This window comes from Caproicibacterium sp. XB2, from assembly GCF_044880635.1.
Taxonomy (GTDB): Bacteria; Bacillota; Clostridia; order Oscillospirales; family Acutalibacteraceae; genus Caproicibacterium; species Caproicibacterium lactatifermentans.
This window is the reverse complement of sequence record NZ_CP173227.1, coordinates 1,125,543-1,149,480: the sequence shown is the minus strand read 5'-3', so window position 1 is coordinate 1,149,480 and position 23,938 is coordinate 1,125,543. Positions and strand designations below refer to the sequence as shown.

General features: G+C 51.7%; 24 protein-coding genes, 1 riboswitch and 1 other annotated feature. Of the genes, 10 read left to right on the top strand and 14 right to left on the bottom strand.

Translation table 11 applies throughout. The features are described from left to right. The first annotated feature begins 3 nt into the window (after positions 1–3). The gene (gene hisF / locus ACIHKT_RS05770; RefSeq protein WP_086035916.1) at positions 4–765 is read left to right on the top strand and encodes an imidazole glycerol phosphate synthase subunit HisF; all 762 of its coding nucleotides are present in this window, start codon (positions 4–6) and stop codon (positions 763–765) included. A gap of 180 nt (positions 766–945) precedes the next feature. Further along, positions 946–1,539 carry an ECF transporter S component gene (locus ACIHKT_RS05765; protein WP_086035915.1) on the top strand — a complete coding sequence of 198 codons (594 nt, stop codon included), beginning with the start codon at positions 946–948 and terminating at the stop codon, positions 1,537–1,539. An 80-nt stretch (positions 1,540–1,619) separates the two neighbouring features. On the opposite strand, the gene ACIHKT_RS05760 is transcribed toward ACIHKT_RS05765, so the two are convergent. The 5 genes from ACIHKT_RS05760 to ACIHKT_RS05740 form a co-directional block, all read right to left on the bottom strand. Further along, positions 1,620–3,353, bottom strand: coding sequence for an ABC transporter ATP-binding protein (locus ACIHKT_RS05760; protein WP_174402973.1), 1,734 nt, complete (start codon positions 3,351–3,353; stop codon positions 1,620–1,622). Positions 3,354–3,440: 87 nt separating this feature from the next. Then, on the bottom strand, positions 3,441–4,844 hold the full coding sequence (locus ACIHKT_RS05755) for a D-alanyl-D-alanine carboxypeptidase family protein (protein ID WP_174193049.1): 1,404 nt from the start codon (positions 4,842–4,844) through the stop codon (positions 3,441–3,443). Between the two features lie 102 nt (positions 4,845–4,946). Then, entirely contained in the window at positions 4,947–5,729 is a 783-nt protein-coding gene (locus tag ACIHKT_RS05750; protein ID WP_404352013.1) for a hypothetical protein, read from the bottom strand. 12 nt (positions 5,730–5,741) lie between these two features. After that, positions 5,742–5,996 carry a hypothetical protein gene (locus ACIHKT_RS05745; protein ID WP_174193053.1) on the bottom strand — a complete coding sequence of 85 codons (255 nt, stop codon included), beginning with the start codon at positions 5,994–5,996 and terminating at the stop codon, positions 5,742–5,744. Positions 5,997–6,288: 292 nt separating this feature from the next. After that, positions 6,289–6,693 (bottom strand): DUF3842 family protein, encoded by a 405-nt coding sequence (locus ACIHKT_RS05740; protein WP_086036858.1) that lies wholly within the window; start codon positions 6,691–6,693, stop codon positions 6,289–6,291. Between the two features lie 221 nt (positions 6,694–6,914). Between ACIHKT_RS05740 and ACIHKT_RS05735 the strand changes: the two genes are divergently transcribed. Further along, positions 6,915–8,177, top strand: coding sequence for a glycoside hydrolase family 1 protein (locus tag ACIHKT_RS05735; protein WP_086035911.1), 1,263 nt, complete (start codon positions 6,915–6,917; stop codon positions 8,175–8,177). A 234-nt stretch (positions 8,178–8,411) separates the two neighbouring features. On the opposite strand, the gene ACIHKT_RS05730 is transcribed toward ACIHKT_RS05735, so the two are convergent. Beyond that, complete coding sequence (locus ACIHKT_RS05730) at positions 8,412–10,013, bottom strand: peptide chain release factor 3 (protein WP_404352009.1); 1,602 nt, start codon at positions 10,011–10,013, stop codon at positions 8,412–8,414. 214 nt (positions 10,014–10,227) lie between these two features. On the opposite strand from ACIHKT_RS05730, the gene ACIHKT_RS05725 reads away from it, so the two are divergent. From ACIHKT_RS05725 to crcB, 7 genes are all read left to right on the top strand, one after another. Beyond that, the gene (locus ACIHKT_RS05725) at positions 10,228–10,962 is read left to right on the top strand and encodes a GNAT family N-acetyltransferase (protein ID WP_086035909.1); all 735 of its coding nucleotides are present in this window, start codon (positions 10,228–10,230) and stop codon (positions 10,960–10,962) included. Between the two features lie 92 nt (positions 10,963–11,054). Beyond that, a complete protein-coding gene (locus ACIHKT_RS05720) occupies positions 11,055–11,486 on the top strand; it encodes a Fur family transcriptional regulator (RefSeq protein WP_174402971.1) in 432 nt (143 codons plus the stop codon). Beyond that, positions 11,476–12,204, top strand: a complete 729-nt coding sequence (locus ACIHKT_RS05715; RefSeq protein WP_086035907.1) for a ThiF family adenylyltransferase — start codon at positions 11,476–11,478, stop codon at positions 12,202–12,204. The genes ACIHKT_RS05720 and ACIHKT_RS05715 overlap by 11 nt, the downstream gene beginning before the upstream one ends. Continuing rightward, positions 12,201–12,854 carry an HAD family hydrolase gene (locus ACIHKT_RS05710; RefSeq protein ID WP_086035906.1) on the top strand — a complete coding sequence of 218 codons (654 nt, stop codon included), beginning with the start codon at positions 12,201–12,203 and terminating at the stop codon, positions 12,852–12,854. Before ACIHKT_RS05715 ends, ACIHKT_RS05710 begins: the two co-directional genes overlap by 4 nt. 37 nt (positions 12,855–12,891) lie before the next feature. Then, positions 12,892–13,113: a binding site (T-box leader), on the top strand. Positions 13,114–13,199: 86 nt separating this feature from the next. Beyond that, positions 13,200–15,824: a valine--tRNA ligase gene (locus tag ACIHKT_RS05705; protein WP_174193061.1), complete on the top strand. Its 2,625-nt coding sequence runs from the start codon at positions 13,200–13,202 to the stop codon at positions 15,822–15,824. Beyond that, complete coding sequence (locus ACIHKT_RS05700; RefSeq protein WP_404352002.1) at positions 15,821–17,110, top strand: bifunctional folylpolyglutamate synthase/dihydrofolate synthase; 1,290 nt, start codon at positions 15,821–15,823, stop codon at positions 17,108–17,110. Before ACIHKT_RS05705 ends, ACIHKT_RS05700 begins: the two co-directional genes overlap by 4 nt. Before the next feature lie 2 nt (positions 17,111–17,112). Then, positions 17,113–17,190: riboswitch (Fluoride riboswitch) on the top strand. Positions 17,191–17,244: 54 nt separating this feature from the next. After that, positions 17,245–17,619 carry a fluoride efflux transporter CrcB gene (gene crcB, locus ACIHKT_RS05695; RefSeq protein ID WP_338031367.1) on the top strand — a complete coding sequence of 125 codons (375 nt, stop codon included), beginning with the start codon at positions 17,245–17,247 and terminating at the stop codon, positions 17,617–17,619. Between the two features lie 88 nt (positions 17,620–17,707). Here the strand turns inward: crcB and ACIHKT_RS05690 are convergent, their stop codons facing one another. The 8 genes from ACIHKT_RS05690 to ACIHKT_RS05655 all read right to left on the bottom strand — a co-directional run bounded on the left by ACIHKT_RS05690 (position 17,708) and on the right by ACIHKT_RS05655 (position 23,936). Then, positions 17,708–18,538 carry an RnfABCDGE type electron transport complex subunit B gene (locus ACIHKT_RS05690; RefSeq protein ID WP_086035903.1) on the bottom strand — a complete coding sequence of 277 codons (831 nt, stop codon included), beginning with the start codon at positions 18,536–18,538 and terminating at the stop codon, positions 17,708–17,710. An 18-nt stretch (positions 18,539–18,556) separates the two neighbouring features. Then, the gene (locus ACIHKT_RS05685; RefSeq protein WP_174193065.1) at positions 18,557–19,162 is read right to left on the bottom strand and encodes an electron transport complex protein RnfA; all 606 of its coding nucleotides are present in this window, start codon (positions 19,160–19,162) and stop codon (positions 18,557–18,559) included. Further along, positions 19,159–19,962, bottom strand: coding sequence for an electron transport complex subunit RsxE (rsxE, locus tag ACIHKT_RS05680; protein WP_174193067.1), 804 nt, complete (start codon positions 19,960–19,962; stop codon positions 19,159–19,161). The genes ACIHKT_RS05685 and rsxE overlap by 4 nt, the downstream gene beginning before the upstream one ends. Positions 19,963–19,964: 2 nt before the next feature. Then, positions 19,965–20,540: an RnfABCDGE type electron transport complex subunit G gene (locus tag ACIHKT_RS05675; protein WP_086035901.1), complete on the bottom strand. Its 576-nt coding sequence runs from the start codon at positions 20,538–20,540 to the stop codon at positions 19,965–19,967. Further along, positions 20,537–21,484 carry an RnfABCDGE type electron transport complex subunit D gene (locus ACIHKT_RS05670; protein WP_086035900.1) on the bottom strand — a complete coding sequence of 316 codons (948 nt, stop codon included), beginning with the start codon at positions 21,482–21,484 and terminating at the stop codon, positions 20,537–20,539. Before ACIHKT_RS05670 ends, ACIHKT_RS05675 begins: the two co-directional genes overlap by 4 nt. After that, on the bottom strand, positions 21,484–22,824 hold the full coding sequence (rsxC, locus tag ACIHKT_RS05665; RefSeq protein WP_404351997.1) for an electron transport complex subunit RsxC: 1,341 nt from the start codon (positions 22,822–22,824) through the stop codon (positions 21,484–21,486). The genes ACIHKT_RS05670 and rsxC overlap by 1 nt, the downstream gene beginning before the upstream one ends. Positions 22,825–23,025: 201 nt before the next feature. Beyond that, positions 23,026–23,547 carry a Gx transporter family protein gene (locus ACIHKT_RS05660; protein WP_086035898.1) on the bottom strand — a complete coding sequence of 174 codons (522 nt, stop codon included), beginning with the start codon at positions 23,545–23,547 and terminating at the stop codon, positions 23,026–23,028. A 5-nt stretch (positions 23,548–23,552) separates the two neighbouring features. Then, positions 23,553–23,936 carry a NusG domain II-containing protein gene (locus ACIHKT_RS05655; RefSeq protein WP_086035897.1) on the bottom strand — a complete coding sequence of 128 codons (384 nt, stop codon included), beginning with the start codon at positions 23,934–23,936 and terminating at the stop codon, positions 23,553–23,555. Positions 23,937–23,938: the final 2 nt, after the last annotated feature.

Sequence of the window (23,938 nt, the reverse complement as noted above, 5' to 3'; positions counted from 1 at the left end):
ACGATGTATGCGAAACGAATTATTCCTTGTTTGGATGTGAAAGATGGACGAGTTGTAAAAGGCACTTCCTTTGTGCATCTGCGTGATGCGGGGGACCCAGTAGCGTGTGCGGCAGAATATGACCAGCAGGGAGCCGATGAGCTGGTTCTGTTGGACATTACTGCTTCGGCGCAGGCACGCGGCACACAGCTTTCTTATGTCAGCAGTGTAGCAAGCCAAATTTTTATTCCGTTTACGGTTGGCGGCGGTATCCGAACCGTGCAGGATTTTCAGGTTCTGCTGCGTGCCGGTGCTGACAAAGTGTCGGTCAACAGTGCCGCCGTACAGCATCCGGAGCTGATAACGGACGCGGCAGGGAAATTTGGCAGTCAGTGTGTGGTATGTGCCATCGATGCCAAGCGCAAGCCGGAGGGCGGTTGGTGTGTTTATATCAACGGCGGCCGCACACGCACCGATTTAGACGCCGTTGAATGGGCACAGAAGGCAGTTGCGCTGGGTGCGGGTGAGATTTTGCTGACCAGTATGGATGAGGACGGCGTGCAGCAGGGCTACGACCTGCCCCTGACCGCCGCAGTCAGTGAGCGGGTGCACGTGCCGGTGATTGCCTCCGGCGGTGCGGGAAAGCTGGAACACTTTTATGATGCCTTTACAAAAGGGAAGGCAGATGCGGTTCTGGCTGCCTCTCTGTTTCACTTTGGGGAAATCACCATTCCTCAGCTGAAGACGTATTTGAAGGAACGTGAAATTCCTGTGCGCATTTTGTAATTTATGCTTGCAACTTTTGTGCACTGTGCTATAATAAAATTCCGAAAGAGGAATAAGATGCGGCAGATGGTCTGACCACATCCTTTGCTTTACCCGGACATACGGGAATTTCTTCCCCGGTCAAATATTATATTATTCTGCACTGCATCTTTATAAAAGAGCGGTAGCAAGGAGGATTTTATGAAAAAGCAAAAAACGTTTCGTTTGACGCTGTTGGGACTCTTCAGCGCGCTCATCATTCTAATGGCATTTACTCCCATTGGGTATGTGTCTACCGGTGTTGTATCCATCACCATGGTACATATTCCGGTTATTTTGGGTGCTATTCTGCTTGGTTGGCAGGGCGGCGCCGTATTGGGTGCTGTTATGGGTGTGTCCAGTATGGTTCGTGCACTCATCGCGCCCGGCGGTGCCATGGATGTGTTCTTCCAGAACCCCATTGTCGCTATTCCGTCCCGTGTGGCGCTGGGAATTATCGTTGGTCTGCTGTATGCAGGACTTTCCAAGGCGATTCACGGCAAAGTGTCGCAGTCCGTCAGCATCGGTCTGGCGGCGGCGATTGGCAAACTGTGCAGTACGGTTCTGACACTGTCCATGCTGGTACTGGTGTACCACAATGAAATTGCAAAACTGACGCATGGCTCTGCCATTGCTTTCCTCATCGGCTCCATCATTACGGTGAATGGCCTGATTGAAATGGTCATTGGTGTTGTCATTGCCATTCCGGTGTGCGGGGCACTCTTTAAGGCGCGTCGTCAAATGGTTAGGGCCTAAACCGGTTAACAGGAACAAGGCAAAGAAAAAGGTTCGGCAGGTCGGAGAATTTCTCCGTCTGCCGAACCTTTTTGCTGTTTTCAGCGGTCCTCAAACTGCATGTTGTAGTATTTGGCGTACAGGCCATTCTTGGCCAACAGTTCCGCATGGGTACCGCGCTCACGAATGCCGTCGTTGTCAATGACAATGATTTCGTCGGCACTGCGGATAGTGGAAAGCCGGTGCGCAATGGTAATCGTTGTGCGGCCGTGGGCCAGCTTGTTCAAACTGTGCTGAATGTACCGTTCACTTTCGTTGTCCAGGGCGCTGGTGGCTTCGTCCAGAATCAAAATGGGTGGATTCTTCAGGAACACGCGGGCAATGGCAATACGCTGTTTCTGTCCGCCGGAAAGGCGTGTGCCGCGTTCGCCAACATAGGTGTCGTAGCCGTCCGGCAGTGACTTGATAAAGTCATGAATGTCCGCTTCCTTTGCGGCCTGCACGATTTCTTCCATGCCGGCTTTTGGTTTGCCGTAAGCAATGTTGTCTTTTACAGTGCCATCGAATAGGTAAACGTCCTGTTGTACAATGCCGATTGCACTGCGCAAACTTTTTTGTGTCAGTGTACGCACATCTTTGCCGTCAATGCACACGGCACCGCTGGTCACATCGTAAAAACGGGGAAGCAAGGAGCACAGTGTGGTTTTGCCGCCGCCGGATGGTCCAACCAATGCAACCGAACGGCCAGCGTCAACGTGAATGTTAATGTGTTCCAGAACGGATTCTTCGTCGTTGTACCGGAAAGTAACATTTTTAAAGTCCAGCGTGCCTTTTACATCGGTCAGTTCCTTTGCGTTTGGTGCATCCTGAATCTCCGGAACGGTGTCTAGCACTTCAGTTAGGCGGCGGAAACCGGAAACACCTTTTTGCAGCATTTCGGTAAATTCAATCAGTACCTCAATGGGGTGTACAAAAATATTGATGTACAGGGCATATACAGCGAGGTCTGCCGGAGAAAGAGAACCTTTCGCAATGAAAAAGCCGCCGGCGACCAGTACAGTTAGAAACAGCATTCCCTCGAAAAAGTTGTTGCCCGCGTGAAAAATGCCCATTCGCAGGTAGTTGCTTTCTTTGGAGTGCAGAAACTGCTGATTTCTCTTTCGAAACTTCTTCTGTTCCACATCTTCGTTGGCGAAGGACTTAACTACCCGAATGCCCGCCAAGCTGTCCTGCAAACTGGCATTTACATCGGCTATTTTGCGGCGGTTGTCCATAAAGGTACCCTGCATCTTTTTGTTTTGGTGAACGCTGAAAATGACCATGACCGCTACCACAGCGGAAAGAATGAGTGTCAGTGGTACATTTACCATCAGCAAAAGGATAAAGGAACCGATGATTTTAATGGCGGAGATAAACACGTTTTCCGGTCCATGGTGTGCCAGCTCGGAAATATCGAACAGGTCAGAAATCAGCTTGCTCATCATTTCACCGGTATTGCTGCGGTCGTAGTACGAAAAAGAAAAGCGTTCATATTGGTCAAACAGGTCCTGCCGCATATTGCTTTCCATCTTTGCGCCCATCACATGGCCCTGATAGGTGACATAAAAACGGCACAGCATACGAATGAAGTACATAAAAAATAGGGCAATGCCCAATTTTACAAGGCTGTTTAGGATAATGTCTGGCTGACGGGTAAAAAGTGTTTTTGTCAGGAAGCTTAGGATTTGCGGAAAGGCGAGGTCCACTGCGCTGACAATGAGGGCACAGAACATATCCATAAAGAATACCGCTTTGTAGGGCTTGTAGTACTGAATGAATTTTTTAAAAAGCCGCATAAAATCCTCCTCAATGGGTGGTTCCTGAAATTTGGCGTAAAAAAGCGGTGCAGCTTTTCCGGTGCACCGTTTTCCATATGTATCGCTTTAGCGATAGAGATGATAATTGCTTTTATAACGGGAACGGCGCTTGCTGTGATGTCCGCGCTTTGGCGAATAGCGTGTGGAACGGCGGTTCCAGCTGCGGCCGCCATATCCGCCGCCGCGGTGACCATGGCTGCGCAGAAAACGAATCAGCAGGAAGATAAGCACCGCTGCCGCCGCCACTATCACAATGATTGCCACAACCTTGAACCATGGCTGCAGATAAAACGGAATGTGGCGGGACACTTCCTGCGAAGCAACCAAGTCAACGTTTGCCATAGTCTGGCCATTGTACGAAACCGCAATCGTGCCGATTTTTTGTCCGGCTTTTACCGGGGCGGCAACGCTTTTCGGCAGGGAAACTTTCGTTGTAACTTTGCCGCCGTCTGTTGGCAGCATGGCACTGAAGTCCTGCGCTGGCATTACAGCAAGCTGCTGGCTGTGGTCCTTTGTCTGCTGTACGGTTACATTTGCGACCGATTTGGATTTTGACAGGACACTCTGTTTTTTCAGAGAGCTGAACGCCCAGTCGTACAGCTGACGGGAATCCTCGAAAGCACCGTTGGTAAGGACGCTTTTGCCGTTCTTTACACTAGGGGCACCCATGGCAACGCACAGGTAATTCATGCCGTTTTTGGAGGCAGTTGACGCCAGACAGTATCCCGCTTGGTCGGATGTGCCGGATTTGCCGCCGGTGCAGGAAGCGTCATAGTAGTTGCTGTTTTTAACCAGCAACTTGTTGGAGGCAGCTAGCTGGCGGGCTTTGCTGTAGTTGGTCGCCGGCACGGTGTAGGAAGCACAGGAGGCTATTTTCCGGAACAGCGGCAGGGAGTAGGCGTATTTATAAATTTTCTCCAGGTCATGTGCTGTGGTGTAGTGGTCCTTGTTGTAGTTGCCAAACACATTGGTGTAGTTGGTATTTGTACAGCCAAGTGCTTTGGCCTTTGCGTTCATCAGTTTGACAAACTGTGCCATGTTGCTGCCTGAGGCGGACTCTGCCAGCGCAATGGCGGCATCATTTCCGGAGGGAACCAGCATACAGTACATCAGGTTCAATGCGGAAATTTTTTCGCCGACCGCCAGCTGCACAGTGACAAAGGAGCGGTTCGGAAGCTGCTGTTGTACATCCGCAGAAATAGTTGCCATTGTGTTCGCCGGGTCGTGAATCAGTTCATTGGCAACGATAAATGTCATAACTTTCGTAGTAGAGGCCTGACTGACTTTTTTATCTGCATCTTTTGCATAAATCGTACCGCCGCTATCCAGGTCAATCAGCTCCAGGGCACTGCTCTGGGGAATAAAGCCGGGGTCCAGTCCAGTGGCTGCCTGTCCAGGTATGACCGCCGCGGCAGCGACCAGAACCGCCGCAAACGCGGCGCAGGCCCATCGCATTAGTTTCTTTTTCATCATGTTTCTCCTTCCAGCATATACACCTAATAATATACCACGGAAAGAAGAAAAGGTAAAGACACCATCGGGAAAAAGGAAGAAGCCGGCAGAAAGGGCCATCTAAAAGCAGATATCTGCCTTCTGCGGAATGGAAAACGCCTTGAAATACTGCTCTTCCAGCGGAATCCAGCGGTCGGCGAAAATCTGTGCCGCTTTGCTGCCGTTTCGTTTAAGGATACGCTGCATCTGTTCCTGCGGACCAATGTCAGAGAAAGCCAGCAGGTCCGCATAATCACCGAAAACAGGATGAAAGCTGTAGGCACCTTCCACAATCTGCCACTCACTTTCCGGTACAGTCCGTCGGCCGGAAAGACACATCTTTTGGCAGGAAAAGGCCGTGTAAGAAAACGCTTTCCGCAGACCAAGGTGCGGCAGTACCTCTTTTTGAAAGCGTTCATAATGAACGTTGCCGCCGGGCTGGGAAAGGCGGCTGTCTGTACGCAGCTGCGGAGGAAGAAAGAAATCGTCCATATGAATAACTGACGCACTGACAATTTGTTCCAACAGTGATGCAGCTGTGGTTTTGCCGGAGGCGGAGCGTCCATCTATGGCAAGAACACGGGTGCCATCCGTCTTTGGGAGGGCCGCCATTCTTTCAAGCAGCGGGAAAAGACGGACAAAGCGCTTCTGTACCAGCCGGTAAGACGGGTGTTCCTTTTCACGGTAAATGGAACTGTGATGTACCGGATGACAGCCGACGGTCCAGTACTGTGTCAGATACTGCTGCCACGCGGCGGGCGAAAAAGAAAGCCTGCCTGCGCTGACCAGTTTTCCCGCTGTTGAGAGAGCCTGTTCAAACAGCTGACGGTTGTTTGTCATTCTGTCGGCGGAGAGTACAAACAACGGAAACAGCCACTACGGCGGAAGCCCGTGTCCTTTCCATGAGGGAAGGCTGACACGACATATTTCCGGGGAAATCTCCTCATACAGCGCTGCATTTTCGGCAGGCACAGCGGAAAATTCACGCATCAGGTACGTTTGCGCGATGGCCTTGTCCTTCAGCAGATGTTCCCCGCCGAAAGCAGCCTGATAGCACAATTTGACCACGTCCTGCGGCTGAAGAGAGGGGTGGAGCTTGTTCTGCAGCAGTAGGGAATCCTGAACAGTCATACAATCATTCCTTTAAAAGTTTTTTGCCGGATACAAGTGTAAAAACGCACATTGGAACGGACAATGTCGGCTTTCATAGCAGGCGGGCGTCCCATGTTGGTACAAGATTCAAAAAAGAAAACTTTTGTTTTATCTATAATTTGAACTGCACCCCATTTGTTAGACAGTATGATATACTGAAAACAAATGGGGTGTTTTTTATGCCGTTAGGCCCGCTTTGGGTAGCGGGCAGGAATGAAGCGGGCCTTCTCGGGCGCAAATACGTATTATAATGGAATAAAAGCAATAAAAGTCATGCGAGATTTTTAATTTCGCGGATGGCATCCTGTACCAGCCGGCTCATCGGCATATCGCCAATTCCAGCAATCAGATTGTCGCAGTGGTTCACGGGAATCAGTACGCGGGTGGCACTGCTCTGCCCAACTGCCGACGCCATAGCAGGTGTGATTTCACCGAACAGGGAATCCGCAATGACAATGCCGATAGGGCCGGCAATAACGTCCGCTTTGCGGCAGGCAACAAGCACCGCGTTTTCGCCGGTGGCAGTGCAGTTTGCGCCGGCTTTGCGCATAGCGGCAGTAGCGGCACTGTTGGTGCCTACGGCATTTACAGAAGCCTGCGGCAGAGCAGATTTTATGGCGGTTACAAGCTGCTTTCCAATGCCGCCGCCCTGTCCATCTATAATCAAAATATTCATAAAATTACGACCTTTCCTGCAAAATTTTTCCGTCCGGTCCCTTCTGTTTTTCGTCGGATAAATTATAACATAGTGCATAAAAGCTGGCAACTGTTCCGCGATAGCGGGCCGTGGAAAGGTTGCATTTCCATGCGGTACAGCGTAAAATAAATACGGAGAAATTTGATCTGATTTTGTCACTGCCCAGGTCTGATGCGGGGCAGCTTGTAGGAGGGAATTTTTTGTATACACCATTTTCTTTAAAAGGTGTTTTGCTCGGCTGTTCCACTTCCGCTACACAAACAGAGGGCAGCCCAACCAGAAACAGCTGGTACGACTGGGCAGCAAAGCCGGGAAGAATGAAAGATCGTTCCAGTCCCTGCAATGCCAACCAGCACTGGCAGCGCTGGCGGGAGGACAATGTCCTCATTCAGCAGCTGGGCCTGCAGGTATACCGTATGGGTCTGGAGTGGAGCCGCATTGAACCAACGCCAGGCCGTTTTTGCCGGAAAGCAATGAACCGCTACCGGGAGGAGATACTGGACCTGCAAAAAAGAAACGTAAAAGTGCTGGTGACACTGCATCACTTTTCCAACCCAACTTGGTTTGAAAGTCAAGGCGGTTTTCTGCGTAAAGACAGCCCACAGATATTTCTGCGTTATGTCACCTATGTAGTGGAATCTATCGGGGATATTGTCAGCGATTATGTTACGCTGAACGAGCCAAACACTTATGTGACGCTCAGTTATTTTTTGGCACAGTGGCCGCCGGCAAAGCATAATCCGGCGATTTCTATCCGTGTCATGCGCAATCTGGTGTACTGCCATCTGGCATCCTATCGCCGTATTCACCGCATTCGGGAGGAGCGCGGATTCTCCGGCCGCACCATGGTTGGTTTTGCGGAACATATGCGGGTCTTTTCGGCGGCGCGTCCCAAGGACCGCCCGCTGGCCAGTGCCATGGACTATCTGTTTCAGGGCTTAACCAATGCTATGTACACAGGGCGGCTTACGGCTCCGCTGGGTGTAGAGGCGCCTTTTGGTGATGGCCGTTTCTATGATTATATTGGCATCAATTACTACACTCGTTTATGGGTAAGCGGCAAATATATTGGCAGCAAGCCGGACAGTGAGCAAACGGACCTTGGTTGGGAAGTTTATCCGGAGGGACTGAGCCTCCTTATGCGCCGGCGTTACCGCCACCTGTGTGCTCCTATTTGGATTACGGAAAACGGCATTGCCGCGCGGAACGACAAACAGCGCTGCCGCTTTATTTACGAACATCTGCGGCAGATTGCTATTAGCGGCCTGCCGGTGGAGCGGTACTATTATTGGACATTGATGGATAACTTTGAATGGGCGGAAGGCGAAACCGCTGCCTTTGGCCTGATAGGCTGCGATTTTAAAACGCAAAAGCGCTCCATTCGTCCCAGTGCGCACTTTTATCATGAGATTATTCAGAACGATGGCATTACACAGTCTATGATTGACCGTTACTTAAAATAGCAAAGCACTTTATACAATTCGCTTTACGTACCCCATACACCACACATTTTATTATTCAGTATTTGCTTTCGCACTGCAAAAAAACAAGAAAGAAACGGAAAAAATCCGCTTCTATTTCGGAACTGTGCGGAAGGTGGACTTTTTCCGGAATACATATCAAATAAAAAAACAGCGGACACTGTCAGTTATCCACACTGACAGTGTCCGCTTTCTATATTATTTTATTTGTTGTGCTTATAGTTTTGCACCGCCAAATTCACTTAGCTGCAGGCCGTGATTATGCTGCAGGGCCCATGTGATGTTCCACTCGCTGACAAAAATAAGCAGGTGGTTGCCCTTTAGGTCCTGAATGCAGCGCGTGTCGCTGGTAAGGTCCAGTGACTTGGGGTCGAGGCCCTCATTTTCAATCCAGCGGATATATTCGTGCGGCAGGTTTTCCATGCGGATGTCCACTTTGTATTCGTTTTCCAGCCGGTATTCCAGCACTTCAAACTGCAGCTGACCAACCGCACCAACGACAACTTCTTCCATGCTGCCGTTCAGTTCCTGAAAAATCTGGATAGCACCTTCCTGTGCAATCTGTGTCATGCCTTTTACAAACTGCTTGCGTTTCATGGTATCTTTTGGGGAAACACGGGCAAAGTGTTCCGGCGCAAAGGTGGGAATGCCGCCGAAACAGAACTTTTTATCGGAGGCACACAGGGTGTCGCCAATGGAAAAGACGCCTGGGTCAAAGACACCGATGATGTCACCCGCATAGGCATGGTCGATAATTTCCCGCTGCTCCGCCATCAGTTGCTGTGGCGCCATCAGTTTCATCTTGCGTCCGCCCTGCATATGCACAACTTCCATGCCACGGTCAAATTCACCGGAGCAAATGCGCAGAAATGCAACACGGTCGCGGTGGGCCTTGTTCATATTTGCCTGGATTTTAAAGACAAAAGCGGAGAAATGGGAATCCATCGGGTCAATTTCACCGATGTCCGCTTTGCGCGGCAGAGGTGTCGTAGTCATGCGCAGAAATTCCTGCAGGAATGGTTCTACGCCGAAGTTCGTCAGTGCAGAGCCGAAGAATACAGGTGAAAGCTTTCCTCGGCGCACATCTTCCAGTGAGAAGTCTGCACCGGCACCATCCAGCAGCTCCACATCGTCTTTTAAAGTAGAAAGCAGGTCTTCCCCCAGCAGGTCGGAAAGCTTCGGGTCTGACAGGTCACTGGCGGATTCTTCTATTTGATGTTTTCCGTTGGCGGTTTCCTCCGCCGTGAAAGTCAAAATCTTTTTTGCTGCACGGTCATACACGCCCTTAAATTCACGGCCGCTGCCAATTGGCCAGTTCATGGCATACGTTTTAATGCCCAGTTCCTGTTCAATTTGGTCCGTCAGGTCATAGGGACTGCGGGCATCGCGGTCCATTTTATTGATAAACGTAAAAATTGGAATATGGCGCAGTGTGCAAACCTTAAACAGCTTACGTGTCTGTTTTTCTACGCCCTTGGCGGCATCAATCACCATGACGGCGCTGTCCGCGGCCATCAGGGTACGGTAGGTATCCTCGGAAAAATCCGCATGCCCGGGGGTATCCAGGATATTGATACAATAATTGTTGTATTCAAACTGCATGACAGAAGAAGTGACCGAAATGCCACGCTGTTTTTCAATATCCATCCAGTCCGAAACTGCGTGGCGCATGTGGCGCTTGCCTTTAACCATACCGGCCTGCTGAATGGCACCGCCGTACAGCAGGAGCTTTTCCGTCAACGTTGTTTTGCCGGCGTCTGGGTGAGAGATGATTGCGAACGTGCGCCGGCGCTCAATTTCCTTTTTATAGTCTGCCATTTATGAAAGTCCTCCATTGGTATTTTATAAAAATGCGGTAATATATTCTGCTCTACAAGGGGGACCCTCCCATATTTCTAAATTTTACAGTATTCTATAGTATAACAAAAAAGCCGTCTTACTGCAAATTTTTTTGCATCTGTCAAAGGACTTGTGTTATAATCGTTTCTGTTTTTAGTTTTGCTGCGGCAAGCAGAAAGAAGAGTTTTTAAGAATGACAGCAACAGAGCAGAAAGCACTTGCTTTTTTGGAGCAGGACGCTTTAGAAAGCATAGATATGCAGGAGCCGCTGCGGCGCGGTTTTGCGCGGGTATTGTATGTTGGAAAAGACGGCGTACAGCTGGACGTGCACGGGACCATTATGCAGCGCGCGGCGAATGAACAGGCGGCCGACCGGCTGGTCCGGCGCCTGCAAAAGGCACCGAAACTGTTTACGGCGCACAAGCTGTGGGATAAAGCAGCCTTTGAAAAGTACTTTTGCGGAGCAGACACATTCGGCGGCCTTAGCTGCAACCCCTGCCGCTTTGCCGTCTATACGTCCAAAAAGCCGCTGCCGGTTTCTCCGGTGTTTTCAATTCGGCAGCTGACACTTCACTATGCGCCGGCAGTCAATCAGCAGTACCATTTGTTTAACGACTCGCCGTATATTGAAAAACTGGTGCGTGCGGGCGTCTTTTACGGCGCCTTTGTCGGGGAGGAGCTTGCGGGATTTATCGGGAAGCACGCAGAGGGTGCGCTGGGTATGCTGGAAGTATATCCAAAGTTCCGACGGCAGGGTGTCGGTATTGCCCTGGAAGCAGACGCGGTGAATCGCAGCCTTGCAAAAGGACAGGTCCCTTTCGGCGATGTGATTCTCGGCAATGACGCTTCTTTTGCTTTGCAGCGGTCCATGGGATTTTCCATTCCCACGGCGGAACATTACTGGCTGATGACGGAGCCAAAAAAATAGCCCGAATGCCGTTGCGTATGCGGAATTGTTGACTTTTTTTGTACCGCTGTCTATAATTGCAGGTAGAAAGCGGACAGCGGGGAGGTGTACCTATGGCAGACGAAATGCTGAAAGCCAAAGAACTGAAAACGACATGCCGGCGCGAGGCAATTTTGACGGTCCTGCGTACGGCGCAGAAGCCGCTGACAGCGGAAGAGGTTTATCTGGCGGTCCTGCCGAATATGCATATGAGTGTGTCAACCGCTTACCGCACGCTGGCAACTTTGTTCGAAAAGGAAATTGTCATGAAAGAAGTGGGACAGGACGGCAAGGCGTATTTTCGCCTGAATGACCACCGGCACTGTCACATTCTGCGGTGTACGGGGTGTGGGGAAGTGCTCGAACTTTCCGGCTGCCCGATAGAACCGCTGGAAAAACAATGGGCAGAAAAGACCGGCTATCAGATAACCGGCCACAGATTGGAGCTTTCGGGATTGTGCCCGAAATGCGCGGCAAAGAAGGATGAAAAACCAGATGATAAATGAATTTTCACGGACCGAGCTGCTTTTGGGGCGGCAGTCCATGCAGAAACTGGAGGATTGTTCCGTATTGTTGTTTGGCGTCGGCGGTGTTGGCGGATTTGCGGCTGAGGCACTGTGCCGCTGCGGCGTGGGCCAGTTTACACTGGTAGACAGTGACACCGTCAGCCTGACAAACCTGAACCGACAGGTCATTGCCCTGCACAGCACCATTGGGCAGTATAAAACAGATGTCATGGAGCGGCGAATGCAGGACATTAACCCGATGGTGCAGGTAGAAAGCTGCCGCTGTTTTTACACCGAGGAAAACGCAGAACAATTTGATTTTACAAAATACGATTATATTATAGATGCGGTGGATACAGTCAGCAGCAAGCTCCTGATTGCGCAGACAGCCTACCAGTGCGGTATACCGTCTATCAGCGCCATGGGTGCCGGAAACAAATTGGACCCCACACGTTTCCGCATTGCGGATATTTTTGAAACGCAGGCGGACCCGCTGGCGCGTGTTATGCGCCGGGAGTTGCGGAAACGCGGTGTGCCCCGTCTAAAAGTTGTTTACAGTGATGAACCGGCAAAAAAGCCGCTGCAAAGTAAAGAAACGCCGGCACCTGGCCGCAGGGTAACACCTGGCAGTGTCAGCTTTGTGCCCAGCGTGGAGGGCTTGGTGCTTGCAAGCGCCGTTATCCACGACCTGACAGCACCGTCGGAGGAAAAAGAATGATTACTGCAGTCCTTTTTGATATGGATGGAACACTGTTCGATACCGAACGAGTTAACCACGACGCATGGGTAGCGGTTGGTTTGCCGGAAGGGCTTTATTGGCACTGCATTGGCCGTGACCGCACAGAGATTCTTTCGCTGATGAAAGACCGTCTGCACCAGGAGCCGGAGCCGCTGTATGCCCGCTACCATGAGGAAGCAGCCCGCCACCTAAAGGAAACCGGAATTCCTCCCAGGCCAGGTCTGCATCAAATGCTGGATGCCCTGCAGAAACAGGAATACCGCATGGCTGTGGTGACATCTTCGTATGAATCGCGGGCTAAAGATATTTTAAACGGTTCCGGCACGGTACCGTATTTTCAAAGCCTTGTTACGGGGGATCAGATTACCCATGGTAAACCCGCACCGGACATCTTTCTGGAAGCGGCCCGCCGCCTTGACTGTACGCAGGACCAGTGTATGGTTGTAGAGGACAGCTTTAACGGTGTTCGCAGCGGCCACGCTGCCGGTATGTACACCGTGATGGTGCCGGATTTAATGCAGCCAAATGTGGAAATTCGTGTGTTGGCGGATGCAGTGCTACCGTCACTGCGGGAAGTACCGCCGCTTTTAACACGTTTAAACAACGGACAGCTGGGCACCAATGCTTGACAATGCGTTTGGCTGCGCCTATAATAAATTTATATCGATAAAAGCAGTGATGGGAACAAGGTATCTGTATATAGCCGCAGAGAGCAGGCATTTCGGTGGAAACCTGTGCGTGTGCAGATGCGTATGCGTCGCCCCGGAGCTGGCTGCCTAAAGCCAAAAGGATAGTAGGGCAGTCCGTGTGCCAGCGTTACCGGCAGAGAGGGCCCATATAGGGCCAAATGCGGGTGGTACCGCGGAATTTGCAAATTTCGCCCCGGACAGGAAGAAACCGTTCCTGTCCGGGGCTTTTTTGTATCTTACGCTTTGTTAAGCCCATGGTATCCAAAATTGCAGGAGGAAAATCAAATGAGCAGACAACTTGCAAAAACGTATAATCACGGCGAAGTGGAGGATCGCATCTATGACTTCTGGATAAAAGGCGGTTATTTTCACGCGGAGCCGGACCCAAAGAAAAAGCCATACACCATTGTTATTCCACCGCCGAATATCACCGGGCAGCTGCACTTGGGCCATGCAATGGATGAAACACTGCAGGACATTCTTACCCGCTGGCGCCGTATGCAGGGCTACAGCGCCTTGTGGGTGCCCGGAACGGACCACGCTTCCATTGCCACCGAGGCAAAGATTGTAGAGGCTATGCGCAAAGAGGGCGTGACCAAGGTACAGATAGGCCGGGACGCTTTTTTAAAGCGTGCGTGGGCATGGAAGGACAAGTTTGGTGGCCGCATCGACCAGCAGCTGCGCAAATTGGGTGTTTCCTGTGACTGGCAGCGGGAACGCTTCACGCTGGACGAAGGCTGCAGTAAGGCCGTACGGGAAGTTTTTGTACGTCTGTATGAAAAAGGACTGATTTACCGCGGCGAACGGATTATCAACTGGTGTCCGCACTGCAAGACAACCATTTCTGACGCTGAAGTGGAGTTCGAGGAAAAGGACGGTTCCTTCTGGCACGTTCGCTACCCCTTTAAGGACGGCAGCGGATACCTGGAGCTCGCTACTACCCGCCCCGAAACAATGCTGGGTGATACGGCCGTGGCAGTGCACCCGGACGATGAGCGCTACAAAGATATTGTTGGCAAAACGCTAATTTTGCCGCTGGTCGGCCGTGAAATTCCGGTTGTGGCGGACGAATACGTTGAAAAGGATTTTGGTACTGGTGTTGTAAAAATCACACCGGCACATGACCCCAACGACTTTGAGGTTGGCCGCCGTCATCATTTGGAAGTCATCAATATGATGAACGAGGACGGCTCCATTAACGAAAATGGCGGCAAATACGCGGGACTGTCCGGCATGGAGGCCCGTAAACAAATCGTCAAAGAGCTGGACGAGCAGGGCTATTTGGTCAGCATTGAGCCCATCAAGCATAACGTGGGTACCTGCTACCGCTGCCACAGCACCATTGAGCCGCGCGTTTCCAAGCAGTGGTTTGTTAAAATGGAACCGCTGGCAAAACCGGCAATCGATGCGGTTCGCTCCGACAAAGTTCGCTTTATTCCGGAACGTATGGAAAAAATTTATTATAACTGGATGGAAAATATCCGTGACTGGTGCATTTCGCGTCAGCTGTGGTGGGGCCACCGGATTCCGGCGTGGTATTGTGACGACTGCGGTGAAACAGTTGTTGCCCGTACGGACCCGGACACCTGCCCCAAGTGCGGCGGTCATCATCTGCACCAGGACGAGGATACACTGGATACCTGGTTCAGTTCCGCGCTGTGGCCGTTTAGTGTGCTGGGCTGGCCGGACAAGACCAAAGATTTGGACTATTATTTCCCAACCAATACACTGGTAACCGGCTACGATATCATTTTCTTCTGGGTTGCGCGCATGATTTTCTCCAGTTTGGAGCAGACCGGTGAGGTGCCGTTCCATACGGTATTTTTCCACGGCCTTGTGCGGGACAGCCAGGGACGCAAAATGAGCAAATCCCTTGGCAATGGCATTGACCCCATTAAGGTCATTGACCAGTATGGCGCGGATGCCCTGCGCTTTACACTGATTACCGGCATCAGCCCCGGTAACGATACCCGTTATTCGGACGAGCGTGTGCAGGCCAGCCGGAACTTTGCCAATAAGATATGGAACGCTTCCCGCTTTATCCTGATGAATATTGAAGGGAAGAATGTGCCAAATGCACTGCCGGATACCCTGACCATGGAGGATAAATGGATTCTTGACTCCTTCAATCGCCTGGCACAGGAAATTAACGATAATCTGGAAAAATTTGAGTTTGGCATTGCTGCACAGAAGCTGCACGACTTCCTGTGGGACGAGTTCTGCGATTGGTATATTGAGATTTCTAAAATTCGTCTGCAGGGCAGTGATGAGGCTGCCGCACAGCAGGCACGGCAGGTTTTGGTGTGGGTTATGACGCGCACGCTTGCGCTGCTGCATCCCTTTATGCCGTATATTACCGAGGAAATTTGGCAGGCACTGCCGCATACAGGGGAAGCGCTTATCATGGCACCGTATCCAGCCTATGATGCACAGCTGGCATTCCCAGAGGAAGCCGACAAGATGGAAAGCATTATGGCTGCCGTGCGTGGTGTCCGCAACCGCCGTTCCGAGATGAACGTAGCTCCTTCCCGCAAAACAGCACTGTATATCGCAACGGAAAAGCAGGACACATTCCGTTCTGGCGAGGAGATTTTCAAACGCCTCGCTTACACAACGGAGATTCAGGTTGCACCATCGTTTACGCTAGATGGCGCCGTGACCATTGTCACTTCGGACGCCAAAGTCTACATTCAAATGAACGAATTGGTAGATAAAGAAGCGGAAAAGAAGCGGCTGAACAAGGAACTTGCTTCCGCACAGAAAGGCTATCAGAACGCGCAGGCAAAACTACAGAACGAAAAGTTTATGACCAAGGCACCGGAGAAAGTGGTGGCCGGTGTTCGTGCCAACGCGCAAAAACTAAAAGAACGTATGGATTTGATTTCGTCCAGCTTGGAAGCACTGAAATGACTTACGAAGAGGTTCTGCAGCAGATTCACGCCCTGCACCGCTTTAAAAAAGTGCCGGGGCTTGCGCATCTGCGGACACTGCTGCACACACTGGGGGACCCGCAGGACTACCTGCGTTTTGTGCATGTGGCTGGGACGAACGGCAAAGGTTCTACCAGTACTATGATTGCCGCCATGCTGCAGCACAGCGGCTTCCGTACAGGGCTGTTTACTTCTCCATTTGTGGTGGATTTCCGGGAACGCTTTCAGCTGAACGGCAGAATGATTCCGCGTAAAGAGCTGGTACGGACAGCGCAGGCCGTCCTGCCGCCGCTGATGGAAATGGAGCATAGGGGAGAGGATCTTTCCGAGTTTGAAGCTGTCACAGCACTGGGGCTGTACTGGTTTGCCCAAAAGAAATGTGATGTAGTGGTACTGGAGGTGGGCCTTGGCGGCCGTTTAGATGCCACCAATGTGATAGCGGCGCCTCTGTGCGCGGTCATTACGCATATCTCCTATGACCATACCGAAATACTCGGCAGTACACTGACGGAGATTGCAGGGGAAAAGTGTGGTATTCTGAAAGAGGGATGCGATGTAGTCTGTGCACCGGGACAGGACCCGGAAGCATTGGCGGTTATTCGCCGCACCGCGAAAGAGCGGCACTGCCGTTTGACAGAAGCGGATGCTTCTTTGCTGCATGTGACAGCCGAAACACTTTCCGGTACCGCCATGCAGTATCGGGGACAGCCGCTGCAGATGCGTTTGCTGGGAGATTATCAAGTGGTGAATGCTTCGTCAGCACTTGCCTGTATGGAGGTCCTGCACCAATATCATGGCTTTTCCGGCATCAGTGCGAAAGGGTGTGCGGATGGGCTGGCTGCTGTGCGTATGCCTGCCCGGTTCGAGATTTTTTCGGGCAGTCCGCTTACGGTAGTGGACGGTGCGCATAATCCGGACGGTGCACAGGCACTGGCCGCGTGCCTGCGGCGGTATCTTCCAAACCGGCGGTTGGTGGCATTGTCCGGTATGTGTGCGGATAAAGACACCGCACAGTTTGTGCGTACCCTTGCGCCGCTCTTCTTCGGGGCGGTGACGGTGCCGTTGCAAAATCCGCGTGGAATGCGTCCACGGGAGCTTGCTTCACTCTGGCAAAGGGAACGTGTGTTAACCCAAATGGCATCTTCTCCGTGCACTGGGCTGGAACTTGCGCGGCAGCTCGCCGGACCGGATGGCGCGGTTATTATGTGCGGTTCGTTGTATCTTGCCGGAGAGGTGCGGCCACTGCTAACAGGACCGCTTCTGTAAGAATAGAATATGGGAATGAAGTTCTCCCATGGTGAAAAACCGGAACTGCTTTCAAAAGAGCTGATGACTTCTGCGGTTTTGTGCAGAGTCATTAGCTCTTTTGCTGTCAAAATTTTGATTGAGGGGGTCTTATCATGAATGTACTGCTGAACTGTCTGTTTGTTGGTTGTGGCGGAATGCTGGGGGCTGTGGCGCGTTACCTCATGGGATTTTTACCGCTGAAACCGCAGAATGGCTTCCCCGCCGGGACCATGCTCATTAACGTTATCGGTGCTTTCTTCATTGGGTTGATTGCTGCGCTGGCGGGGAAGTATGGCACGCTGAATCCGCATTTGGTGCTGTTCTTAAAGGTTGGCATCTGCGGCGGATTTACAACGTTCTCTACTTTTTCACTGGAGGCGCTCGGCCTTCTGCAGAGCGGCAAGTGTTTGCTGGGGGCAGCCTATATGGTACTCAGTGTAGTGCTTTGTGTAGCAGCTGCCGCCGGTGGGCAGGTATTGGTACAGTAAAAAGAACATAGTAAAAGGACCGGACAGCCGCCATTTTGGTGAACTGTTCCGGTCCTTTTGTTTGCACATTTCTGTCACAGTACGGAGATTAGGACTTTGCGGCAGGTATTGCTTTCTTCGGTACCAGCATAACGGTCAGGCAGTGACGCGGGCACTCTTTTGCGCATAGACCGCAGCCTACGCACTTTTCAGGGTCAACCTTCGCACGGAAGTTTTCAATCGTGATAGCGCCCTTTGGGCAGACCTTCACACACTTGCCGCAGCCAATGCAGCCAACCTTGCAGACCTTGTTGGTTGCAGCGCCCTTGTCGCAGTTGCTGCAGTGATTGACAGCCTGGCGCTTTTTAGGCACCATAGTAATCAGATGGCGCGGGCAGGCTTGTGCACACATGGTGCAGCCGACGCAGCGAGTGACATCGACAGAGGCAGCACCGTTGCAAATTTTGATAGCATCATAGTTGCAGGCACGCACACAGTCGCCGATGCCTAAGCAGCCATACTGGCAGGAAGTTCCGCCGCCGGCTACGTTATTGGCAGCCGCACAGCGCTCGATGCCCTCATAGGTATCTGCTTTGGTCGTATTGTCATCATTGCCAAAGCACTGTACGCAGGCAACCTTTTCTTCGATACCGGCATCGCCAACACCCAGATAGTCACTGATTGCTTTTGCAACAGCAGCACCGCCGGGTGCGCACAGGCCGGGCTTTGCTTCACCCTTTGCCATGGCAGCCGCATAGCCGTCACAGCCGGAAAAACCGCAGGCACCGCAGTTGGCGCCGGGCAGCAGGGCTCGAATATCCTCTTCTTTCTGGTCTTTCGGCACTGCCATAAAGGTAGAGGCAACTGCCAGCATTACGCCGCAGATAAGGCCGATGATACAGACGATGAGGATGGCAAATAAAATCGCATTCGTATCCATTATTCTTTTCTGCCCCCCTTAATAACCCAGCATGCCTTTGACAACGCCGGCAAAGCCAAGGAAGGACGCTGCCACAAGGGATGCTGCAATCAGGGTGCTGGGCAGACCTTTCAGGAACTTCGGGTAGTCATTGTTCTCAATGCGCTCACGCACACCGGAGAAGATGACCATAGCCACCAGGAAGCCAACACCGGAACCAATGGCGTTTACCAGCGCCTGGGTATAATCTTCACCTTTGCTGATAACCAGCTGTGTAATACCCAAAACAGCGCAGTTGGTGGTAATCAGCGGCAGATAAATGCCCAGGGCCTTATACAGGGACGGAATGTACTTTTTCAGGATTGTTTCAATCAGCTGTACCAGTGCAGCAATGACCAGAATGAACACAACGACCTGCAGATAGTCCATGTCGTGTGGCTGCAGAATCTTGCTGTAGATAGGATAGGTAACAGCGGTTGAAATGAACATAACCACAATAACGGCAAGGCTCATGCCCACGGCTGTTTTCAGCTTCTTGGAAACACCCAGGAACGGGCAGATGCCGAGGAACTGGTTCAAAATATAGTTCTCTGTTAAAATAGCAGAGAGGAAAATAGACAGCAGTTGAATTGCGTATGCACTCATTTCGTGTCACCATCCTTTGGCTGCGTGTCGTCCTGCAGCGGCGGTACGGAACCTCTCAGAAACTTGTTCTGTGCGGAGCTGCCGTTCCGCTCACATTTTTCGGAGGGCTGCTTAGAACCGACCTCAACATGACCACAGGCAACGGCCATTGGGCAGCAGGCACAATTGATGTCCTCTACCGGCTTGCCGCCGTGATGTTCGGTGATGCGGTTTGCGACCGCCATCAACATACCGAAAACGAAGAAGCCACCGGGAGGGAGTAGGAAGATGATGATGCCAGGATACATGGATGGGGTAACCTGCATACCAAAGAAAGTACCGGAACCGATGATTTCACGAATGGTGCCCATAACCAGCAGCGTAAATGTGAAACCTAGGCCCATGCCTAAACCATCCATAATGCTTGGCAGAACCTTATGCTTGTTTGCAAAACCTTCTGCACGGCCCAGAATGATGCAGTTAACAACAATCAGGGGCAGGTAAATACCCAGGGCGTCTTTTAGTGCGGGGGAGAATGCTTCAATCAGCATCTGCACAACCGACACAAAGCCGGCAATAACTACAATGTAGCAGGGAATACGAACCTTGTCGGGAATGACGTGGCGCAGGGCGGAAATAACGGCGTTGGAGCAAACCAAAACAAACGTGGTAGCAATGCCCATGCCAATGGAGTTGCTGGCAGCGGTAGAGAGCGCCAGCGTAGAGCAGCAGCCGAGGACCAGACGCAGGACCGGGTTCTCTTTAATCAGTCCTTTTGTAAATTCATGCCAAAGACTTGTCTTTTCTTTCCCTTCTGCCATCCTCAGGCGCCTCCTTTCACAGTTTTATAATAGGTGGAAACAGCCTCATTTACTGCGGTTGTGACCGCTTTGCTGGAAATGGTCGCACCAGTCAGCGCGCTGATTTCTCCCTGACCGGCCTTGCCGTTCTTAATAACGGTGAAAGAGCCGCTGGCGGGAACCGCCTGTTTGTACTGGTCACGGAAGGATTCTTTCTTTGCGTTCAGGCCCAAGCCGGGGGTATCGCTGGTTTTCAGCAGATTGACACCGGTCACTTTGCCGTCTGCGCTGATGCCGGTCATCACTTTTACGTCGCCGCCGTAGCTGGTGCTGGTGGTCGTAAAGACATAGCCGGTAACTTTGCCGTCTTTGCTGCCTATCGCATAGGTCTTGTCACCACTAGTCTTTTTTGTAAAAGAATTTGCTGTGGGCAGCACCTGCTGTTGGCTGGCATTTTCGGTTTGCTGGTTCATCTGCAAAATTTTGTTTTTGGTTACCTGGTTTGTAACAGCCAAGGCCAATGTAACAATCAGGCAAATAAGAAATAGCACGACGATGGGTTTTACAATTTCTTTTTTAGTATCAATCTTTTCTTTCATTGCCGTGCCGCCTCCTTCTTAGTTTCTTTCGATTTGCCGAAAGCACGGGGATGCGTGCCGCGTTCAATCAGCGGGGTAAGAATATTCATAATGATAATTGAGAAGGAAACACCTTCCGGCAGGGAGCCAAAACGACGGATAATCATCGTCAGGCAGCCGCACCCAACCGCATAGATAATCTGACCTTTAAAGGTAATGGGGCTGGTGGTGTAATCAGTTGCCATGAAGATAGCGCCCAGCAGCAGGCCGCCGCACAGCAGGTCCATCAGCGGGTCGCGGCCCATCAGGAGGGACAGCAGCATGGCGGTGCCTATGTAGCACAGCGGAATGGTTGGGGTGATTACCCGGCGAATTAGCAGATAGGCAAAGCCAATCAGCAAAGCCAGTGCACAGGTTTCACCCAGGCAGCCGCCGCGGTAGCCAAGGAACAGCTGCAGGTAGTTCGAGTTATAGTGGCCGCCCTCTTTCAGCAAACCCAGCGGAGTAGCGGAAGTTGCCGCATCTGCCGCCATCGGCTTTGGCCAACTGGCCATCGGGCCAGGGAAAGAGTTCATCAGAATGATACGGGCCATCAGGGCCGGGTTCACAAAGTTTTGACCAATGCCGCCGAACATCTGCTTGACAACGACAATGGCAACAATGTCGCCGAACATCAGCATCAGCGGGTTGAGTGAAGACGGAACATTCATTGCCAGCAGAACGCCGGTGACCACGGCGGAAAGGTCACCAACCGTGTTGTCCCGCTTCATAACCTTCCGGCAGATGTATTCGCACAGCACACAGGTCAGTACGGAAATGACAAGGAGGCACAGGGCACGCCAGCCAAACAGAATGACTGAAGCAATCATGGCTGGAATCAGTGCAATGATAACATCCGCCATAATGCGCCGTGTGTTCGTCGCTGTGTGCAGGTGCGGGGAAGAGGATACAATCAGTTTCTCCATTATTTTTTAGCACCTCCTGCTTTGACGAGCGATTTGCCCAGCCGAATCGCCTGTACCAGCGGCCGGTGAGCGGGGCAGTTGTAGGCGCAGGTGCCGCATTCCATGCAGTCCATTACGTCAAATTTCTGCAGCGCCCCCACATCCTGGACTTTCACATACTCTTCCAGTTTCGTGGGTATTAAGTGCATGGGACAGCCCTGTACGCAGCGCCCGCAGCGGATGCAGGCGGTTGGCTGCGGCAGATGAGCTTCCTCTTCCGAAAGGAAAAGCAGACCATTGTTCTGCTTTTGTACGGGTGCGTCTATAGTAGCCGCAGCCATACCCATCATTGGACCGCCGATAAGGACCTTTGCCGGTGCTTTCTTGGTACCGACAAAATCCATAATGTCGTGAATGCTTGTGCCGATTGGAACAATGGCATTCTTGGGGTCCTTTACTGCGCCGCCGTCAATGGTCAGACGCTTTTTCACCAGCGGCATGCCGGTCTTCAGGTAATTGGCCAGCGTAGCAATACTGGTGACGTTCATGACAATACAGCCGACATCTGCCGGCAGCTTGCCCATGGGAACGACACGGTCCGTGCAGGCTTTAATCAGCACTTTTTCAGCGCCCTGTGGGTAAGTGGCCTTCAGGGGCATTACATGGACAGTCTGGCCGTCGTTGCGGCTGTCAGTTGTCAGCAGGGTGTTCAGCTGGCTGATAACCTCCGGCTTGTTCTTTTCCACGGCAATCATTGCACGAGAGAGGCCCAGCATTTTCTTTACGGTGAAAACACCGTCCAGAACATTTGCTGTGTCTTCCAGTGCTTCGCGGTTGTCCGCGGTCAGGTAGGGTTCACACTCTGCAATGTTGACAATCAGGGTATCTACCTTTTTTCCTTCTGGAACGTTCAGCTTGACGTGCGTTGGAAAACCAGCGCCGCCAAGGCCGACCAAACCAGAATCACGTACGGCCTGCAGAAAACTCTTTAGGTCAGTGACTTCAGGGGCCTTCAGGTCAGGACAAGGCTCCATTTTTCCATCGGATTCAATGATGACTGCATCACCATAGCCGCCGTTGGACAGCTGAATCTTCTGGATTGCCTTTACCTTGCCGGAAACACTTGCGTGAATCGGCGCACTGACAAAGGCCTTGCTATCACCGATTTTCTGACCTACCGTTACCAGGTCACCGGGTTTTACCAGCGGGGAGCAGGGGGCACCCACGTGCATTTGCATGGGGATGGCTACTTCCTTTGGAGCCGGCATAACCACGGACTGCACCTGGGCGGTGTTCTTCCGGTGAGGAACCGCAGCGCCGCCGTGCGTTCGGAACGGCTTTGTTGGAAAGCTCAATTCCATAATTTTCCCTCCAATACTACATCACTTGAGTCTATATCCACTGCTCTTTTTGTGGGGCAGGAACATACAAAATGAAAAAGATGTTGTTAAAGATTGAATAAATGATGAACAGCCTGATATAATATCGCACAAAAGAGATGACTTGTAAATGCCTTTTAATAAAAATTAATAAAGAAAATAAAGCGGTTGCAGCCGATTCCGTCAGGGATGAAAACGTTCCAGCAGCGGGGCAACCGTACGCAGTACCAAGCCGGTCACAATACCGGCACCTATACCAAACAGCAAAAGCCACGGTGCATAGTAACCGATGGCTGGTGTAGTCAGCAGGGCCGCTACGCCTAGCTGGGCCATATTGTGCGTCAGTGCGCCGGCAACACCCAGCCCCAATAGACCGAAAGGCTTTTTTTTCGGCTGCAGCAGCAGCCACATAACCAATGTGCTGGCCAAACCGCCAGCGGTGCTCATAAAGAAGGCAATGGCCCCCTGTATGCTGCCGGTAAACAGACCTTTTAAAAGGGCAATACATAGCGCCGGTACCAGACCAACTGTACCGGCGGCGTACATCGTTACAATATTGGAAAGGCCCAGCTTGGCCCCGGGGGGCAGCATGGGCAGCGGCGGAATCATCGCCTCCAGCGCGGAAAGAACCAGCGCCAGTGCGGCAAGCATCCCGATAAAGGCAACGCGCCGAGTTGTCCGGGAAATACGCAGTTTATCTTTCATAACGTTTAGCCTGTGGTGCCGTCCACCTCATTTCCGCTGCTCCGAATGTGCACACTTACCCTTGCGGGCAGACATACAGCGGTCTGTCCCGCTTTTGCCAGCTTACCGGTGCGCACACAAATTTGGTCCGGACAATCCGAATGGGAAAAAGAAATTTTTCCCGGTTCCACCAGCAGCTTTACATGGTAGCTGCCGCCGATATCAACCACCTGTGCCGTCTGCTGACAGGAAAGGTCATAGGTATGTGTTACACGGCCGTTTTCCTCCACCACTGCTGTCAGTTCCTGACCGGAGGAGCGAAAGGTATTCCAGAGAAGCAGACCCACTGCCACTGCCAATATAGGCAGAATCAGCAGCAGGTCTTTCTTTTGAAACAGTTTCTTTTTCATAA

Excerpts from the sequence above, each read along its gene's own strand:
- ACIHKT_RS05725 (WP_086035909.1), top strand. The coding sequence starts at position 10,228 with ATGACAGCAACAGAGCAGAAAGCACTTGCTTTTTTGGAGCAGGACGCT.
- ACIHKT_RS05685 (WP_174193065.1), bottom strand. The coding sequence starts at position 19,162 with ATGAGTGCATACGCAATTCAACTGCTGTCTATTTTCCTCTCTGCTATT.
- ACIHKT_RS05730 (WP_404352009.1), bottom strand. The coding sequence starts at position 10,013 with ATGGCAGACTATAAAAAGGAAATTGAGCGCCGGCGCACGTTCGCAATC.
- ACIHKT_RS05765 (WP_086035915.1), top strand. The coding sequence starts at position 946 with ATGAAAAAGCAAAAAACGTTTCGTTTGACGCTGTTGGGACTCTTCAGC.
- ACIHKT_RS05675 (WP_086035901.1), bottom strand. The coding sequence starts at position 20,540 with ATGAAAGAAAAGATTGATACTAAAAAAGAAATTGTAAAACCCATCGTC.
- ACIHKT_RS05690 (WP_086035903.1), bottom strand. The coding sequence starts at position 18,538 with ATGGATACGAATGCGATTTTATTTGCCATCCTCATCGTCTGTATCATC.
- ACIHKT_RS05745 (WP_174193053.1), bottom strand. The coding sequence starts at position 5,996 with ATGACTGTTCAGGATTCCCTACTGCTGCAGAACAAGCTCCACCCCTCT.
- ACIHKT_RS05740 (WP_086036858.1), bottom strand. The coding sequence starts at position 6,693 with ATGAATATTTTGATTATAGATGGACAGGGCGGCGGCATTGGAAAGCAG.
- ACIHKT_RS05705 (WP_174193061.1), top strand. The coding sequence starts at position 13,200 with ATGAGCAGACAACTTGCAAAAACGTATAATCACGGCGAAGTGGAGGAT.
- ACIHKT_RS05710 (WP_086035906.1), top strand. The coding sequence starts at position 12,201 with ATGATTACTGCAGTCCTTTTTGATATGGATGGAACACTGTTCGATACC.
- rsxE (WP_174193067.1), bottom strand. The coding sequence starts at position 19,962 with ATGGCAGAAGGGAAAGAAAAGACAAGTCTTTGGCATGAATTTACAAAA.
- crcB (WP_338031367.1), top strand. The coding sequence starts at position 17,245 with ATGAATGTACTGCTGAACTGTCTGTTTGTTGGTTGTGGCGGAATGCTG.
- rsxC (WP_404351997.1), bottom strand. The coding sequence starts at position 22,824 with ATGGAATTGAGCTTTCCAACAAAGCCGTTCCGAACGCACGGCGGCGCT.
- ACIHKT_RS05670 (WP_086035900.1), bottom strand. The coding sequence starts at position 21,484 with ATGGAGAAACTGATTGTATCCTCTTCCCCGCACCTGCACACAGCGACG.
- ACIHKT_RS05720 (WP_174402971.1), top strand. The coding sequence starts at position 11,055 with ATGGCAGACGAAATGCTGAAAGCCAAAGAACTGAAAACGACATGCCGG.
- ACIHKT_RS05760 (WP_174402973.1), bottom strand. The coding sequence starts at position 3,353 with ATGCGGCTTTTTAAAAAATTCATTCAGTACTACAAGCCCTACAAAGCG.
- ACIHKT_RS05715 (WP_086035907.1), top strand. The coding sequence starts at position 11,476 with ATGATAAATGAATTTTCACGGACCGAGCTGCTTTTGGGGCGGCAGTCC.
- ACIHKT_RS05655 (WP_086035897.1), bottom strand. The coding sequence starts at position 23,936 with ATGAAAAAGAAACTGTTTCAAAAGAAAGACCTGCTGCTGATTCTGCCT.
- ACIHKT_RS05755 (WP_174193049.1), bottom strand. The coding sequence starts at position 4,844 with ATGAAAAAGAAACTAATGCGATGGGCCTGCGCCGCGTTTGCGGCGGTT.
- hisF (WP_086035916.1), top strand. The coding sequence starts at position 4 with ATGTATGCGAAACGAATTATTCCTTGTTTGGATGTGAAAGATGGACGA.
- ACIHKT_RS05700 (WP_404352002.1), top strand. The coding sequence starts at position 15,821 with ATGACTTACGAAGAGGTTCTGCAGCAGATTCACGCCCTGCACCGCTTT.
- ACIHKT_RS05660 (WP_086035898.1), bottom strand. The coding sequence starts at position 23,547 with ATGAAAGATAAACTGCGTATTTCCCGGACAACTCGGCGCGTTGCCTTT.